Below are 15,516 nucleotides of genomic sequence, written 5' to 3' on the forward strand. Positions count from 1 at the left end.
GGCCCGCCAGTCCACGGGCCGGGAAGCGGGGGCGATGTCGGCCGGGGCGATGTCAACCGGGGCCGGGGCCTCGCGCCGGCAGATCTCCGTCGCCTCGACGCAGCGCGGCCGGAAGGCGCAGCCGTTCCAGTCGCCCGGCTCGGCCGGAAACGGAGGAGACTTTTCTTCGCGATCCGGGGCCATGCCGGCGCGGCCGGGCTCGGCGGCCAGCAGCAGGCGCGTATAGGGATGACGGGGGGCTTCGAAAACCTCGCCCGTCGCGCCGCTTTCCACGATCCGCCCGCGATACATGACCGCCACCCGGTCGCAGATGGCTTCCACCACCGAGAGATTGTGGGTGATGAACAGGAAGGCGGCGCCGGTGCGCTCGCGCAGGTCGAGGATGAGGTTCAGAACCTGCGCCTGAACGGAGAGATCGAGCGCCGAGACCGCCTCGTCGGCGATCACGAGATCGGGCCGGGTGACGAGCGCGCGCGCGATGGCGACACGCTGGCGCTGGCCGCCGGAGAACTCGTGCGGGAAGCGCGTGGCGTCGGTGGCTTTGAGACCGACCGCCTCCAGCATCTCGGCCACGCGCCGTTCGGTCTCGGCCTTGGACAGACGCGGCGTGAGGACGCCCAGCGGCTCGGCCACCGACCAGCCGATGCGCCGGCGCGGATCGAGCGAGCCGTAGGGGTCCTGGAACACCATCTGGAAGCGGTCGCGCCGGCGCAGCAGCGCGCGCTTGTCCATCGTCACGAGGTCTTCGCCGTTCAGGAGGACTTGGCCCGAGGTCGGCCGGTCGAGCGCCGCGACGACGCGCGCGAGTGTCGATTTTCCGCAGCCGCTTTCGCCGACGATGCCGACGATCTCGCCCTTTTCCACGGTCAGCGACACGCCATCGACGGCCCGAAGCGCCGTGCCGCGTCCGGCGAGGCCGGAGCCGTAATCGCGCACGACGTCCCGAAGCGCCAGAAGCGGCGTGCTCATGGCAAGCGAAGCGCTCATCGGGCCACCTCCTCGCCGGCGCGGATGCAGCGCACGCCGTGCCGCTCCGACAGGTTGCGCCAGCGCGGCTCGCCCGCCTCGCAGGCGTCGATGCGGGCCTCGCAGCGCGGGGCGAAACGGCAGCCGGGCGGCAGGTCGGTGAGCGGCGGAACACCGCCCGGAATGGTGAAGAGACGCTCGCCGGGGGCCATGCGCCGGGGCATCGCCTTCAGGAGACCCGATGTGTAAGGATTGGCGGGCCGGCGCAGCAGCTCGGCGGTCGCGCCGTCTTCGAGGCGCGTGCCGGCATAGAGCACCAGCATCCGCTCGGTCGCGCGCGCGATGACGCCGAGATCGTGGCTGACGAGGATCAGCCCCATGCCGCTTTCGCGCACGAGTTCGGCGACGATATCGAGGATTTCGGCCTGCACGGTGACATCGAGCGCGGTGGTGGGCTCGTCGGCCAGAAGGATCGAGGGCTCCAGGGCCAGCGCGATGGCGATGCCGATGCGCTGGCGCTGGCCGCCGGACATTTCGTGCGGATAGGCGTCGATGCGCCGGCGCGCGTCGGGAATGCGCACGCGCTCCAAAAGCTCCAGCACGCGCGGGCGGGCCTCGGTGCGCGACAGGCCGCGCGTGCGCACCAGACCCTCGGCGATCTGATCACCCACCCGCATCCCCGGATTGAGCGCCGTCATCGGCTCCTGAAAGATCATGCCGATCCGCCGGCCCCTGACAGCGCAGAGCGCCCGGTCGTCGAGGCCCAGAAGCTCCTGCCCGTCGAGGCGGACCGAGCCGGTGGTGATGGCGTTGCCCGGCAGAAGACCGATCAGGGCGAGCGAGAGCATCGACTTGCCCGAGCCGGACTCGCCGACGATGCCGAGCGTCTGGCCGCGTTCCAGCTCAAAGGAGAGATCGTTGACGATGCGCAGCGGCGTCTGGCCGGGGCGGGCCATGTCGATGGCAAGGGATTTGACGGCAAGCAGGGGCGCATTCATTTGCCGAGAGTCCGTCTGGGGTCGAGAAGGTCGCGCAAGCCGTCGCCCAGAAGGTTCAGGCCGAGCACGGCCAGCGCGATCGTGGTGCCCGGAACGATGGCGAGCCAGGGGGCGGCCACCATCTGGACCTGCGCATCAGCCAGCATCCGCCCCCAGCTCGGTGTCGGCGGTGGCGCGCCGAGCCCGAGAAACGAGAGGCCGGCTTCGGTGAGAATGGCCAGGCCGAGCTGGATCGTCACCTGCACGATGATCTGGCTGGCGATGTTGGGGAGGACATGGGCGAAGGTGATGCCGATCGTGCCCTTGCCCGCGCCGCGCGCGGCCAGGATATAATCCCGCGACCAGATCTGCAGCGCGGTGGAGCGCGTCACGCGCGCGAAGACCGGCACCATGAAGACGGCAATGGCGGCAATCGCCGTCAGCCGCCCGGGCCCGAGCAACGCGCCCAGCATCATGGCCGAGACGATGGGCGGAAAGGCGAAGATGACGTCGCAGGCCCGCATGAGGAGGTCTTCGACCCGCCCCCGGCAGGCCGCCGCCGAAACGCCGACCAGCGTGCCGCCGATCGTGCCGAGCGCGACGGCGAGCGCGGCGACGCTCAGCGAATTCTGCGCGCCCACCATCAGGATCGACAGGACATCGCGCCCGAACTGGTCGGTGCCAAGCAAGCCGACGTCCAGCGGGGCCTTCAGCTTCTGGGCAATCATCATGCGGGTGGGGGAGGCCGGCGTCCAGACGAGGGACACGAGCGCCATCGCGATCAGGAGACCGACGATCGCGCTGCCCGCCACGAGGCGGGGGGACAGGCGACGGGCGGCGGCTTTGGGCGCGATCTTGGCGAGGGCGGCGGCGCTCATCGGGCCGCTCCCGAGCGCAGGCGCGGATCGAGCGCGAGATAGGCCATGTCCACGAGGAAGTTCACCACGATCACGAGGCCGGCGAGAAACAGGACGACGCTCTGCATCACGATCAGATCGCGCTGCGAAAAGGCCTGATAGGCCAAGCGCCCGAGCCCCGGCAGGCCGAACACGTTTTCCACCAGCACCGAGCCGGCGACGAGATAGGTGAACTGGAGCCCGAGCATGGTGACGACGGGCAGCAGCGCGTTCGGCACGACATGGCGCCAGAGCGCCCAGCGCCGGTCCAGTCCCTTGGCGCGCGCGGTGCGCACGAAATCCTCGTTGAGGACATCCAGAACCGCCGCGCGGGTGACGCGGGTGAGAATGCCCGCTTGCGGCAGGGCCAGAGCGACGGCGGGCAGAAGAAGGGCCGCAAGCGCGGGGAGGGCACCCGCCTGCCAGCCGGGAAAGCCGCCCGCCGGCATCCAGCCGAGGCCGGAGGCGAAGACGAGGATCAGGAGAAGGCCGATCCAGAAATTCGGCAGGGCGACGCTGCCCTGCGTGAAGACTGTGACCAGCGCGTCCCGCCAGCGGCCCTGATGAGCGGCCGCCGTGACGCCGAGCGGGATCGAGACGAGAAGTGCGAGAAAGGTCGAGAGCGCGGCCAGTGGCAGGGTGACCAGAAGCCGCTCGCCGACCAGCCCCGCCACCGGCACGCCGTAGGTATAGGACACCCCGAAATCGCCCGTCAGCGCGCCGGAGATCCAGCGGCCGAAGCGCACCAGCATCGGCGCGTCCAGCCCCATCTGACTGCGCAGCGCCGCCAGCGTGTCGGGCTGCGCCGAGGTGCCGAGCATGACCGCCGCCGGGTCGCCCGGCAGGACGTTCATCGCCAGAAAGATCAGGAACGAGACGACGAGAAGCGTCGAGACGAGGCCGACGATGCGCCGTGCCAAGAGACCGAGCATGAGGGCCTGCCGGAGCGAGGAAGCTTGAGGGTGTGGACTGGTCCGCCGGGCCCTTACTGGGTCCAGCGAACCTGTGTCAGATCGTTGGAGGGGATCGGCTCGTTGGTCCAGAAGCCTTCGAGCCCGGCTTTCCAGACGGCGAGTTTGGGCATGACGAAGAGGTAGAGAGCCGGCACGTCGGTCGCCAGGATCGTCTGCACCTCGCCATAGGCTGCAAGGCGTTCGTCTTCGCTGGTCGCCTGCTCGGCCTTGGTGATCGCGGCGTCGAGGACGGGGTTGTGGTAGCCGAAATAATAGTTGGGCCGCGAATAGATCGCGACGTCCATCGGCTCGGCATGGGCGATGATCGTCATGTCGAAATTCTTGCCCGTGAACACGTCGGCCACCCAGCGGGCGGGAAACTCCGTCGGCTCAATGGTCATGGTCACGCCGATCTCGGCGAACATGGCCTGCATGATCTCGGCCGAGCGCGTGGCATAGGCCATCTGCGGGGCCTTGATGGTGAAGGCCAGCGTTCCGTCATAGCCCGCTTCCGCAAGCAGCGCCTTGGCCTTGGCCGGGTCGTAGGGATAGACGGAGGTCAGGTCCTTGTAGCCGGGGTCGTTGGGCGTGTAGTGGCTGCCGATGGCCGTGCCGAAGCCCGAATAAGCACCCTCGATCAGCATGTTGCGATCCACCGCCATCATCAGGGCCTGGCGCACGCGCGGGTCGGAGAAGGGCTTCTTGGCGCTGTTCATGCCCGCCACGACCTTCATTTCGGTCTGGCCGACTTCCGTCTTGAAGCGCTCGTCCTTCTGGAGCTGGGTGAACAGCTCGGGCGCGGCGAAGAGCGGGATGGCGTCCACATCGCCCGACTGCATCGCGACGAGCTGCGCCTGCGGGTCGCCGATGAAGCGGAACGTGACCTGTTCCAGGCCGGCGGCGCCCGCCTTGTCCCAATAATCGGCGTTCTTCTTCAGAACCACCCGGTCGCCCTTGGTCCAGCTTTCGAAGCGGAAGGGGCCGGTGCCGACCGGATTGGTCTTGAGCGTGTCGGCGGCCTTGGGCGGCACCATGACCGCCGCCGGCCAGCCGAGCCAATAGAGAAGATTGCTGGATGGGCGCTTCAGGCGAAGGGTCAGCGTGCCCGCATCGGGGGCATCCACGGTCTCGATCACCGAGAAGAACGGCTTCTGCGGGTTCACCGAGCTTTCACCGCGCGCGCGGTCCAGCGTGAACTTGGCGGCCGCGCTGTCGAAGGCCTCGCCATCGTGGAAGGTGACGCCCGAGCGCAGCTTGAACGTATAGGTCAGGCCATCGGGCGAGATGGTCCAGCTTTCGGCCAGCTGCGGCTGCACCTTGCCGTCGCGGTCGATCCGAACGAGGCCCTGATAGATGTTCTGCCAGGTGACCTGACCGATCGTGACGGGCGCGGCGATCGTGGGGTCGAGGCCGGCTGGCTCGGTGGTCATGCCCAGCACGAGGTCGGTGCGCGGGGCGGCCTGCGCGGGGGCGAGCCCAGACATCGCCATCCCCGACAGGAGCACGGCTCCGCCCAGAAGCTGAGCGAGATGACGCCTGGATATGAGCATGACCGAATCCCTCCAAGATCGTTTCGGCCGCTGGCCGCGTGGCACCCGGTCGCAAGTGAACAATGTCGCGACTGTTTCGGCTATGTCTATTTCTGGCTTGGGGTGTAGCGGAAATCGATACACGATCAAGCGAGGGCACCCACGCGCCGCCGCCGCCGGGCGCTGTGTCGGACGAAAAAGGGGCGCCAAGCGCGCCTTCGCAGGATGCCGAGCGCGTTCGCGCACCGGCGTCCCGGCGAGCGCGGCAAGTCAGATCAGAGATGTGTTACGGGGAGATGGCACGCCGCTTCTTCGACGACGCCTTGCACGATGCCGCCGAGCGCTGGCCTATCCGTCCTTGCCCAGAAGGTCGTGGAGATGCTGCTCCAGATGGCTGAGGAGCTTGGCTGCGGCAAAGGGAAGGGAGCGGTCGCGCGTCACCGACAGGGCCAACCGCGCGCGGATCTGCCAGCCGCCCCGGATCGGAATGGCGCACAATTCGCCCAGCGCCATTTCGCGCGCCACGGCGAGCGCGGGCAGGATCAGCGCCGCCGCGCCCCGGCGGCCGAGTTCCTTCTGGATTTCGATCGAGTTGGTGACGAAGAGGCGGTTGAGATCGACGCCCGCCTGCGCGGCGCTTTCCTCCAGCGCCCGGCGCGCGCCGAAGCTCTCGTCGGGGATCGCCAGGGGAAACTGGGCCAGCTCGGCGAGCGAGACATGCGGGAGCTTCGCCAGCGGATGATGCGGGGCGACGATCACCATGTTTTCCACCGCGCCGCTGAGGCGCTCCACCACATCGGGATGGGCGGGCGTGAACATGGTGAGCGCGATGTCGGCTTCCGCCAGAACCAGCCGCTCGATGGCGTCGTTGGCGCTCAGAATGCGGATGTCGAAGGAGACCTGCGGATAGAGCGCGCTGAACGAGGCCACGGCCGGGGTGAGGATGCTCGTGGTGAGCGCGCCGTTGGTGACGATCTTCACCTCGCCCCGGCGCAGGCCCTTGAGATCGTCGATGAAGACGGCGACCTGATCGAGATCGCGCAGCGTGCGCGACAAGCGCTCGGCCAGAAGTTCGCCCGCCGCCGTCAGGCGGATGCCGCGCGAATCCCGATCCACCAGCGGCGTGCCGAAATGATGCTCGAGATTGGCGACCTGCCGGCTGATCGCTGTGGGCGCGACGTTGAGGCGCTGGGCCGCCTGCCGCATGGATTTGGCGCGAACGAGTTCGTAGAAATAGATCAGCGAGCGGATCTGCATGGGCCCCTCCATCGCGACCGGCCAGGACGCGCGCCGTCCCGGCCTCGCCTACACCACCGGCGCGCCTCCAGCCAAGCAGTCGGAGCGGCCGCTGTGCCCCCCGCGCGTCAGCGCCCAGCGGGAACCTGAGCGACCGCCTCGCAGAGCGCGGCCGTGATCCGCTCCGTGCCGGCCGAGCCGCCGATATCGGCGCTGAGCAGCCCGTCGCGGATGCAGGTCTCTACGGCGGCCCGGATGCGGCGCGCCCCGTCCGTCAACCTCTCGTCGCCGTGGCCGTGGCCGAGCCAGTCGAGCATGGAGGCGGCCGAGAGAACGGTGCCGTAGGGATTGGCGATGCCCTTGCCGGCGATGTCGGGTGCGGAACCGTGGGCGGCCTGGAAGAAGCCGTTATGCGCGCCGACTTCCGCCGAAGGGGCCATGCCCATGCCCCCGACCGTGGCGGCCGCCAGATCGGACAGGATGTCGCCGAACATGTTTTCCGTCACGATGACATTGTAGTGGCTGGGTCTCATGACGAGATGCATCGCCATCGCGTCGATCAGGGCGTGCTCGGTCTCGATATCGGGATAGTCCTTCGCCACGCGATCGAAGATCGAGCGGAAGAAGGCGTAGCTCCTGAGCACATTGGCCTTGTCGCAGCAGGTCACGCGGCGCACGCCGTCGCGCGGCGCGCCGTCCGACTGGCGGGCGAGTTCGAAGGCCTTGCGCACGATGCGCTCGACGCCGTGCCGCGTCTGGACAAGAGGATCGATCGCGACCTCGCCCCGCAGCAGGGCCCCGCCGCCCCGCGCGGCGTAAAGGCCCTCGCTGTTCTCGCGCAGGATCACATAGTCGATGTCGCCCGCCTTCACGTCGCGCAGCGGGCTGCGCACACCGTCATAAAGGCGGATCGGCCGGATATTGGCGAAGAGGTCGAGTTCGAAGCGCAGCCGCAGCGTGAAGTCGAGGCCCGCTTCCGTCCCGTCGGGATGCACGACACCCGGAAGCCCGCCGGCCCCGTGCAGGATGGCGTCCGCCTCGCGGCATCCCTCGAAGCTCGCCTCCGGGAAGCTCTCGCCCGTCTCCAAATAGTGCTGCGCGCCCGCATCGTATTCGCGGAAGGCGAGGGGCGAAGCGGACCCAAGCGCGGCTTCCACGACCCGCATGGCGGCGCGGCAGACTTCGGGGCCGATCCCGTCTCCGTGGACGACGGCGATGGTGTAGGTTTTCATCGATCCACCCTCAGATGCACTTGCCGCCATCGACCAGAAGATCGACGCCGGTGATCATGCTGGCCTCGTCCGAGCAGAGAAACGCGGCGGCGTTGCCCATGTCGGCGGGCGTCGAGAGGCGGCCGAGCGGGATCGTGCCCACGATGCGCGCGCGGATCTCGTCACTGTCGCCGCCGATGAAGGTGGACAGGAGCGGCGTGTCGCCTGCCACGGGGTTGATGGCGTTGACGCGGATGCCGAACGGGGCGAGTTCCACGGCCATGCCGCGCGTCGCCGCGATCGCCCAGCCCTTGGAGGCGTTGTACCAGGTGAGGTTCGGCCGGGGCGAGATGCCGCCCGTGGAGGCGACGTTCAGGATATTGCCGCGCCCGGTCTCCTTGAAATGCGGCACCAGCGCCCGCGCGCCGTTGAAGATCGAGCGCATGTTGACCGCCGCCAGCTTGTCGAACAGCTCTTCGCTGACGTCTTCCAGCGGCGTCGGCGTCTGGCCGACCCCGGCATTGTTCACGAGAATGTCGATGCGGCCGAAGCGCGTTTTGGCCAGATCGAGCGCGGCTTCGAAACTCTGGAGGCGCGACACGTCGCCCTCGATCGCCACGACGGCGTCGCCGATCTCGTCCGCCACGCGGCGGGCGGCGGCCATGTCCCGATCCATCAGGATGACCTTCGCGCCCTCGACGGCGAATTTGCGAACGATGCCCTCGCCGAAGCCCGAGCCGCCGCCCGTGACGATAGCGGTCTTTCCAGAAAGTCTCATGGGTGCGTCCTCCTGCCCCGTCCTATCGCCCATCGCCGCCCGGCCGGGCAGTCAGATAAACTGAACAGCCGTCGCCTTTTTTCGTCCTGACACCGATCGGGGCGGCGCGTAGACGCTTGGGCTCAGTTCGACGCGGCGAGGGCGTCGCGGAAAATGTCCTTGAGACGCTCGGAATAGCTGTGCGGGACATTGCCGGGCGCGGTGAGGAGGCCGATCCAGCGATGGCCCTGCGAGGGATCGATCGGCACGACCCGGACGGCGGGCGCCGCATCCACGATCGAGATGCGCGGCAACACGCAGATGCCGAGGCCGGCTTTCGCCAGCGACAGCGCGGTCTGGCTCGCCGCGACCTCGTATTGCGGCGACAGCTCGATGTCCTGCGCCTTCGCCAGACGGTCGAGAAGCGCCCTTGCGGCGGTGGTTCGGTTGAGGAGGATCAGCGGATGGCGGGCGAGATCCTCGATGCCGAGCGCGGCGCGCCCCTCGTCGAACTCGCGCGGGACGCAGGCATGGAGCGGGTCTTCCAGGATCGGCTCGAACTGGAGATCGGCGGGTTCGGCCAGTTCCGGCCCGATATAGAACTCGATCTCCTGCCGCTGGATCATCGCGACCGCCGCCTGCGGCGACACCTCGATCACCTCGACATGGCTGTGGGGATAGCGCAGCTTGAACGTGGCGAGGATGCCGGCGAGCCTCGTGGCGGCCAGCGTCGGGGCGCAGGCGATGCGGATGCGGCCCTTGCGCCGGGCGACCAGATCGGCGACGTGATCGATGCTGGCGCGGATGTCGCCCATGGATTTCGAAACGGACTCGTAGAGCAACCGCCCGTCCGGCGTCAGTTCGGTTCGCTGCCGCGTGCGGATGAACAGGCTGATGCCGATCTGCTCTTCGAGATCGCGGATCTGCATGCTGATGGCGGAGGGCGCGCGGTTGCTGTCCTTGGCGGCCTGCCGGAAGCTGCCGCTTTCGACGGCGGCCAGAAAGGTCTGGAGAAGCTTGAGGTTGATCGCCGACATCGCCCTTCCCTCGCTCCTTCCGGCCGATTGCGCCGTCTGACCGGGCGACCCCCGCGATAGGGGATCGCCCGCCATCTCACAAGGGAGCAAGCCCGCCCCGCCGCGAACGGGCGGGCCCGCCTCCCGACCCCCATTCGACACGAGGAATTCGACCATGAACCAGATGCTGGCCGACGCCACCATTCCGCTGCGCAAGCCGATCGATGGCGGCCACCGCCCCATGTTCATCGACGGGCAATGGGTCGAGAGCCTGTCGGGCGAGCGTCTGGAAACGCGCAACCCCGCCAACGGCCGGTTGCTCGCCACCGTACCCTCCGGCACGAAGGAGGACGTGGACCGCGCCGTGAAGGCCGCGCGCCGGGCCTTCCACGGGCCTTGGAGCCGGATGAAGCCCTTCGAGCGGCAGGCGCTCCTCCTGCGCATCGCGGACCTGTTCGAGAAACATTGGGAGGAAATCAGCGCCTCTGATACGCAGGACATGGGCCTGCCGATCAGCCGCACCCGCGCCAACCGGCTGCGCGTCGTCGGGATGCTGCGCTATTACGCCGGCATGGCGACCGCCATCACCGGCGACACGATCCGCAATTCGATCCCCGGCGACGTGTTCTCGATGACGGTGCGCGAACCGGTGGGCGTCGTCGGCGCGATCATCCCCTGGAACGCGCCCACCGCCTCCTCGATCTGGAAGATCGGCCCGGCGCTCGCGACCGGCTGCACCATCGTCCTCAAGCCCTCCGAAGACGCGCCGCTGACCCCGCTCCTGATCGCCGACATCATGGCGGAAGCCGGCGTGCCGGACGGCGTGGTCAATATCGTGACCGGCACTGGGGCGAGCGCCGGCGCGGCGCTGGCCGAGCACCCGGACGTCAACAAGCTCGTCTTCACCGGCTCCACGCTGACGGGGCAGGCCATCGTGCGCGCCTCGGCGGTCGGCCCCAAGCGCGTGTCGCTGGAGCTGGGCGGCAAGTCGCCCCTGATCATCTGCGCCGATGCCGATCTCGACAAGGCGGTGCCGATCGCGGCCATGGCGGTCTACGCCCATTCTGGCCAGATCTGCATCGCCGGCTCGCGCCTTTTCGTGGAAGCCCCGATCCATGACGAGTTCGTTCAGCGCCTCGTCGCCTTCTCCAAGGGCTTGCGCATCGGCGACGGGATGCAGGCCGACACGCAGATCGGCCCTGTGGTCTCGCGCCGGCAGCTCGACAAGATCATGGGCTATATCGAGCAGGGACGGGAGGGCGGCGCGCAGCTGATGACGGGCGGGCGGCAACTCACGGACGCCGATTTGGCCGCCGGCCATTTCGTCGAGCCCACGATCTTCGCCGATGTCGAGGACGACATGGTGATCGCGCGCGAGGAAATCTTCGGCCCGGTGATCTCGGCGCTGCGCTTCGAGGAGGTGGGTGACGTGATCGCGCGCGCCAACGACACGCCCTATGGATTGGCGGCCGGCGTCTTCACGCGCGACATCGGCAAGGCGCACCGCATCGCCTCCGCGCTCCAAGCCGGCTCGGTCTTCGTCAACGGCTATCACCTGCTCGACCCCGCCGTGCCCTTCGGCGGCTACAAGTCCAGCGGCTATGGCCGCGAGGGCGGAGCCGAGCAGATCGACGGCTATCTCAACACCAAGGCCATCTGGATCGACACCAACTAAGCGCTTCTATTTCGCCCTCGGGCCTTCTCGCGCCCTCAGCCGCCCGAGCGTTCCGCGTCGGGCGGCACCGAATAGGCCTTTTTCAGGCAGCGCAGCGTGAAGCTCGTGCGCGAGTGCCTGATGCCGCGCACCTTGAAGAGCCGCTTGCGCAGAAATTCCTCGTAGCCCGCCGTGCCGTTCACCGCGACCTTGAGGAAATAGTCGTATTCGCCCGTGGTGAGATAGACCTCCAGCACCTCCGGCATGGCGGCCATGGCGCGGCCGAAATTCTCCACCGCATCGTCGTCGTGCCGGTCGAGCGTCACCTCCAGAAGCACGATCTCGCTCGCACCCAGAAGCTCCTGATCGAGAAGGGCCATATAGCCCTGGATATAGCCGTCCCGCTCCAGGCGCTTGACGCGCTGCCAGCAGGGCGCGGGCGACAGGTTCACCGCCTCCGACAATTGCTGGTTGGTGAGCCGCCCGTCGCCCAGAAGCGCTTTCAGGATCTTCCGGTCGATGGCGTCGATCGGCTTGGCCATGCGCGGTGCCCCGAAAGGAAATTTCGCAAGAGACGTCCAGAGCCAATCATCCTTTCGAGCGGCGGGCAAGGCAGGCCGAAATGCGAGAGATGATTTGGCCTGATTTCCCCTAGGCTGATGCCTGGTCTGGGAGGTCCATCATGCAGCTCGTTTCGTTCGATCCGTCCGTTCTCCGCGCGCGCCCTAATCGCCTTCCGCTTGTCCCCTGAGAGGGCGCACCGGGCAGGTTTCAGCGCAAACGGGAGGATGAGAGATGACGGACGGCACTCCAACCAGCGGTGCGCGCGAGCGCAGGGCGCTTTCGCTGACGATTCCCGAACCCGACGCGCGGCCGGGCGGGCCGCCCGACTTCTCGCATGTCGCGATCCCGCGCGCCGGAGCCATCCGCCGGCCCGGGATCGACGAAGAGCCGGAGGCCATGCGCGACCTCGCCTTCGGCATCATCCGGGTGCTGGATCGGCACGGGGCGGCGGTGGGGCCTTGGGCGGGATCACTGACGCCCGACGAGCTGCGCGAGGGGCTTCGTCACATGATGACGCTTCGCGCCTATGACGCGCGCATGATCCTGGCGCAGCGCCAGGGCAAGACCTCGTTCTACGTGCAGAATCTCGGCGAGGAAGCCGTCAGCTGCGCCTTTCAGCGGGTGCTCGCCCCCGGCGACATGAACTTCCCGACCTATCGGCAGGCGGGCCTCCTGATCGCCGCCGGCTATCCGCTCCTGAAGATGATGTGCCAGGTCTATTCCAACGACGGCGATGCGGCGCGCGGTCGCCAGCTGCCGGTCTTCTACTCGTCCAAGGCGCACGGCTTCTTCTCGATCTCGGGCAATCTCGCCACGCAATATGTGCAGGCGGTCGGCTGGGCCATGGCCTCCGCGATCATGCGCGACACCCGGATCGCGGCCGCCTGGATCGGCGACGGCGCCACCGCCGAGAGCGATTTCCACGCGGCGCTCGTTTTCGCCTCCACCTACAAGGCCCCTGTCGTTCTCAACATCGTCAACAATCAGTGGGCGATCTCCACCTTTCAGGGCATCGCGCGCGGCGGGGCCGGCACGTTCGCCGCGCGCGGCCATGGGTTCGGCATCCCGGCGCTGCGGGTGGACGGCAACGACTATCTCGCGGTTCACGCGGCCGGTTGCTGGGCCGCCGAGCGCGCCCGGCGCAATCTCGGGCCGACCCTGGTGGAATACGTCACCTATCGCGCGGGCGGCCATTCCACCTCGGACGATCCGTCCGGCTACCGCCCGAAGCAGGAAAGCGAGAACTGGCCGCTGGGCGACCCGATCCTGCGGCTGAAGGGCCATCTCACAGCCATCGGCGAATGGTCCGACGAGCGCCACGTGCAGGCGGAGGCCGAGATCGCGCAGGCGGTCGGCGAGGCGCAAAAGGCGGCGGAAGCCATCGGCACGTTGCAGAACGGCCGCCATCCCTCGCCGAGGGAGATGTTCGAGGATGTCTATGCCGAGATGCCCCCGCATCTGATCGAGCAGCGCCAGCAGGCGGGCTACTGAGATGGCCCGGATGACCATGATCGAGGCGATCCAGAACGCCCACGAACTCGCCATGGAAGCGGACGAGCGCGTCGTGGTGATGGGGCAGGATGTCGGTTTCTTCGGCGGCGTCTTCCGCTGCACGGCGGGCCTTCAGAAGCGGTTCGGCCCCACCCGCTGCTTCGACGCGCCGATCAGCGAGCTCGGCATCGTCGGCACGGCCATCGGCATGGCGGTCTATGGCCTGCGCCCCTGCGTCGAAATCCAGTTCGCCGATTACATGTATCCCGCCTACGACCAGATCGTCTCGGAGGCCGCGCGCCTGCGCTATCGCTCGGCGGGCGAGTTCACTTGCCCGCTGGTGATCCGAATGCCGACGGGCGGAGGCATCTACGGCGCGCAGACCCACAGCCAGAGCCCCGAGGCGCTGTTCACCCATGTCGCCGGGCTCAAGACCGTGATCCCCTCCAACCCCGCAGATGCCAAGGGCCTGCTGCTGGCGGCCATCGCCGATCCCGATCCGGTGATCGTTCTGGAGCCCAAGCGCCTCTATAACGGCCCCTTCGACGGCCATCACGACCGGCCGGTGGTGCCCTGGAAGACGCACGAGATGGGGGAGGTGCCTGATGAGGCCTATACCGTGCCGCTCGGGCAGGCCGCCATTCGCCGCGAGGGCTCGGCGCTCACCATTCTCGCCTATGGCACGATGGTTCATGTCGCGCTGGCCGCCGTCGCCGAGCAGGGTGTCGATGCCGAAGTCATCGACCTGCGCACGCTGATGCCGCTCGACAAGCCCACCATTGTCGCTTCCGTGCGCAAGACCGGCCGCTGCCTCATCGTTCACGAGGCAACGCTGACCTGCGGCTTCGGCGCGGAGCTGGCCGCTATCGTCCAGCGCGAGTGCTTCTACCATCTGGAAGCGCCCATCGAGCGCGTCGCAGGATGGGACACGCCCTATCCCCATGCCGGCGAGTGGGACTACTTCCCCGGCCCCAGCCGGGTGGGCGCCGCGATCCGTTCGGTTCTGGAGGGTTGAAATGACCGTGGTCACGATGAAGCTGCCCGATGTGGGCGAGGGGATCGCCGAAGCCGAACTCGTGGAATGGCATGTGGCTGTCGGCGACACCGTGCGCGAGGACCAGATCCTCGCCTCCGTGATGACCGACAAGGCGACGGTCGAGATTCCTTCGACGGTGGAGGGCACGGTTCGCTGGCTCGGCGGGGAAATCGGCCAGCCTCTGGCGATCGGCGGCGATCTCATCGGAATCGAGACCGAGGAAGCCGCACCGCCCCCGGCGCACTGCGAGTCCGAAGGGCGGGAGACGGCGGAGACCTCGCTGGCCCCGGCCGCCCCTCTTGCCTCGGCCGAGCCCGAGGCGCGCCCACCTTCGCCTGACGTCCGCCCCCCTGCCGCTGGCGAGCAGAAGCCGCTCGCAGCCCCGGCCGTGCGCGCGCGGGCGATGTCGGCCGGCATCGACCTGCGCCGCGTTCCCGGCACCGGGCCGGACGGCCGGATCACCCATGAGGATCTCGACGCTTTCGCCTCCGCCCCCGCGCCCTCCAAGGACGACCCGGCAACGGACAGCGTGCGCGAGACCAAGCTCACCGGGCTGCGGCGCAGGATCGCCGAGCGCATGGCGAACGCCAGCAGGCGCATTCCCCACATCACCATCGTGGAGGAGGTGGACGTGACCGCGCTGGAAGCACTGCGCGAGCAAATGAACGCCGGGCGCGCAGCCGAGCGCCCAAAGCTCACCGTGCTGCCCTTTCTCATGCTGGCGCTCGTGCGCGCCATCAAGGATCAGCCGGCTCTGAACGCCCATTTCGACGACGAGGCCGAACTGATCCGGGCCTTTACTGCCGTTCATATCGGCATCGCCACGCAGACCGAAGGCGGGCTCATGGTGCCCGTGATCCGCCATTGCGAGCGGCGTTCGATCTGGGACGCGGCCGGTGAACTGGCGCGGGTCGCCGAGGCCGCGCGAACAGGCACGGCGAGCCGCGACGAGCTGACCGGCTCCACCATCACCATTTCCTCGCTCGGCCCCTTGGGCGCGATCGCCACGACGCCGATCATCAACCACCCGGAGGTCGCGATCCTCGGCGTCAACCGCATGGAGATCCGCCCCCGGTGGGACGGCGCGGGCTTCGTGCCGCGCAAGATGATGAACCTCTCCTCGAGCTTCGATCACCGCGTCGTCGACGGCTGGGACGCCGCCCTGTTCGTGAAGCGCCTCAAGACGCTTTTGGAAACGCCCGCCCTGATCTTCGTGGAGATGTGAGGGTC

Annotated in this window: 14 protein-coding genes; 4 read left to right on the forward strand and 10 right to left on the reverse strand. The window is 68.2% G+C overall.

Annotation, left to right across the window (positions count from 1 at the left end):
* From AUL28_RS17985 to AUL28_RS18025, 9 genes are all read right to left on the reverse strand, one after another.
* On the reverse strand, positions 1-987 hold a 987-nt coding region (locus AUL28_RS17985; RefSeq protein ID WP_244493564.1), incomplete at its 3' end, for an ABC transporter ATP-binding protein.
* Entirely contained in the window at positions 984-1,964 is a 981-nt protein-coding gene (locus tag AUL28_RS17990) for an ABC transporter ATP-binding protein (protein WP_062235302.1), read from the reverse strand. The genes AUL28_RS17985 and AUL28_RS17990, both read right to left, overlap by 4 nt.
* On the reverse strand, positions 1,961-2,821 hold the full coding sequence (locus AUL28_RS17995) for an ABC transporter permease (RefSeq protein WP_062235305.1): 861 nt from the start codon (positions 2,819-2,821) through the stop codon (positions 1,961-1,963). The genes AUL28_RS17990 and AUL28_RS17995 overlap by 4 nt, the downstream gene beginning before the upstream one ends.
* Positions 2,818-3,771 (reverse strand): ABC transporter permease, encoded by a 954-nt coding sequence (locus AUL28_RS18000; protein ID WP_062220888.1) that lies wholly within the window; start codon positions 3,769-3,771, stop codon positions 2,818-2,820. The genes AUL28_RS17995 and AUL28_RS18000 overlap by 4 nt, the downstream gene beginning before the upstream one ends.
* 53 nt (positions 3,772-3,824) lie before the next feature.
* Positions 3,825-5,342 (reverse strand): ABC transporter substrate-binding protein, encoded by a 1,518-nt coding sequence (locus AUL28_RS18005; RefSeq protein WP_062235308.1) that lies wholly within the window; start codon positions 5,340-5,342, stop codon positions 3,825-3,827.
* A gap of 327 nt (positions 5,343-5,669) precedes the next feature.
* Positions 5,670-6,578 carry a LysR family transcriptional regulator gene (locus AUL28_RS18010; protein ID WP_058601752.1) on the reverse strand — a complete coding sequence of 303 codons (909 nt, stop codon included), beginning with the start codon at positions 6,576-6,578 and terminating at the stop codon, positions 5,670-5,672.
* Positions 6,579-6,685: 107 nt separating this feature from the next.
* Positions 6,686-7,789 carry an isocitrate/isopropylmalate dehydrogenase family protein gene (locus AUL28_RS18015; RefSeq protein ID WP_062235311.1) on the reverse strand — a complete coding sequence of 368 codons (1,104 nt, stop codon included), beginning with the start codon at positions 7,787-7,789 and terminating at the stop codon, positions 6,686-6,688.
* Positions 7,790-7,799: 10 nt separating this feature from the next.
* The gene (locus AUL28_RS18020) at positions 7,800-8,546 is read right to left on the reverse strand and encodes a glucose 1-dehydrogenase (protein ID WP_062235315.1); all 747 of its coding nucleotides are present in this window, start codon (positions 8,544-8,546) and stop codon (positions 7,800-7,802) included.
* 122 nt (positions 8,547-8,668) lie between these two features.
* On the reverse strand, positions 8,669-9,562 hold the full coding sequence (locus AUL28_RS18025) for a LysR family transcriptional regulator (RefSeq protein WP_058601749.1): 894 nt from the start codon (positions 9,560-9,562) through the stop codon (positions 8,669-8,671).
* A 163-nt stretch (positions 9,563-9,725) separates the two neighbouring features.
* Here AUL28_RS18025 and AUL28_RS18030 point away from each other — a divergent pair, with 163 nt between their 5' ends.
* The gene (locus AUL28_RS18030; protein ID WP_062235549.1) at positions 9,726-11,216 is read left to right on the forward strand and encodes an aldehyde dehydrogenase family protein; all 1,491 of its coding nucleotides are present in this window, start codon (positions 9,726-9,728) and stop codon (positions 11,214-11,216) included.
* 35 nt (positions 11,217-11,251) lie between these two features.
* Here AUL28_RS18030 and AUL28_RS18035 read toward each other — a convergent pair whose 3' ends face one another.
* Positions 11,252-11,737, reverse strand: a complete 486-nt coding sequence (locus tag AUL28_RS18035) for an Lrp/AsnC family transcriptional regulator (protein WP_062235318.1) — start codon at positions 11,735-11,737, stop codon at positions 11,252-11,254.
* A gap of 253 nt (positions 11,738-11,990) precedes the next feature.
* On the opposite strand from AUL28_RS18035, the gene AUL28_RS18040 reads away from it, so the two are divergent.
* The 3 genes from AUL28_RS18040 to AUL28_RS18050 are packed head-to-tail and all read left to right on the forward strand — an operon-like array spanning position 11,991 to position 15,511.
* On the forward strand, positions 11,991-13,250 hold the full coding sequence (locus tag AUL28_RS18040; RefSeq protein WP_062235320.1) for a thiamine pyrophosphate-dependent enzyme: 1,260 nt from the start codon (positions 11,991-11,993) through the stop codon (positions 13,248-13,250).
* A gap of 1 nt (position 13,251) precedes the next feature.
* On the forward strand, positions 13,252-14,265 hold the full coding sequence (locus AUL28_RS18045) for an alpha-ketoacid dehydrogenase subunit beta (protein WP_062235323.1): 1,014 nt from the start codon (positions 13,252-13,254) through the stop codon (positions 14,263-14,265).
* 1 nt (position 14,266) lies between these two features.
* A complete protein-coding gene (locus tag AUL28_RS18050; RefSeq protein WP_062235326.1) occupies positions 14,267-15,511 on the forward strand; it encodes a dihydrolipoamide acetyltransferase family protein in 1,245 nt (414 codons plus the stop codon).
* The last annotated feature ends 5 nt before the right edge of the window (positions 15,512-15,516 follow it).

Origin of the sequence: Aureimonas sp. N4 (assembly GCF_001463925.1) — a bacterium.
In the GTDB taxonomy this organism is placed as follows: Bacteria; Pseudomonadota; Alphaproteobacteria; order Rhizobiales; family Rhizobiaceae; genus Aureimonas; species Aureimonas ureilytica_A.

What these genes read in the sequence shown, in the direction of transcription:
- AUL28_RS18035 (WP_062235318.1), bottom strand. Translation starts at nt 11,737, where the DNA reads ATGGCCAAGCCGATCGACGCCATCGACCGGAAGATCCTGAAAGCGCTT.
- AUL28_RS18040 (WP_062235320.1), top strand. Translation starts at nt 11,991, where the DNA reads ATGACGGACGGCACTCCAACCAGCGGTGCGCGCGAGCGCAGGGCGCTT.
- AUL28_RS18005 (WP_062235308.1), bottom strand. Translation starts at nt 5,342, where the DNA reads ATGCTCATATCCAGGCGTCATCTCGCTCAGCTTCTGGGCGGAGCCGTG.
- AUL28_RS18045 (WP_062235323.1), top strand. Translation starts at nt 13,252, where the DNA reads ATGGCCCGGATGACCATGATCGAGGCGATCCAGAACGCCCACGAACTC.
- AUL28_RS18020 (WP_062235315.1), bottom strand. Translation starts at nt 8,546, where the DNA reads ATGAGACTTTCTGGAAAGACCGCTATCGTCACGGGCGGCGGCTCGGGC.
- AUL28_RS18025 (WP_058601749.1), bottom strand. Translation starts at nt 9,562, where the DNA reads ATGTCGGCGATCAACCTCAAGCTTCTCCAGACCTTTCTGGCCGCCGTC.
- AUL28_RS17990 (WP_062235302.1), bottom strand. Translation starts at nt 1,964, where the DNA reads ATGAATGCGCCCCTGCTTGCCGTCAAATCCCTTGCCATCGACATGGCC.
- AUL28_RS18030 (WP_062235549.1), top strand. Translation starts at nt 9,726, where the DNA reads ATGCTGGCCGACGCCACCATTCCGCTGCGCAAGCCGATCGATGGCGGC.
- AUL28_RS18050 (WP_062235326.1), top strand. Translation starts at nt 14,267, where the DNA reads ATGACCGTGGTCACGATGAAGCTGCCCGATGTGGGCGAGGGGATCGCC.
- AUL28_RS18000 (WP_062220888.1), bottom strand. Translation starts at nt 3,771, where the DNA reads ATGCTCGGTCTCTTGGCACGGCGCATCGTCGGCCTCGTCTCGACGCTT.
- AUL28_RS18010 (WP_058601752.1), bottom strand. Translation starts at nt 6,578, where the DNA reads ATGCAGATCCGCTCGCTGATCTATTTCTACGAACTCGTTCGCGCCAAA.
- AUL28_RS18015 (WP_062235311.1), bottom strand. Translation starts at nt 7,789, where the DNA reads ATGAAAACCTACACCATCGCCGTCGTCCACGGAGACGGGATCGGCCCC.
- AUL28_RS17995 (WP_062235305.1), bottom strand. Translation starts at nt 2,821, where the DNA reads ATGAGCGCCGCCGCCCTCGCCAAGATCGCGCCCAAAGCCGCCGCCCGT.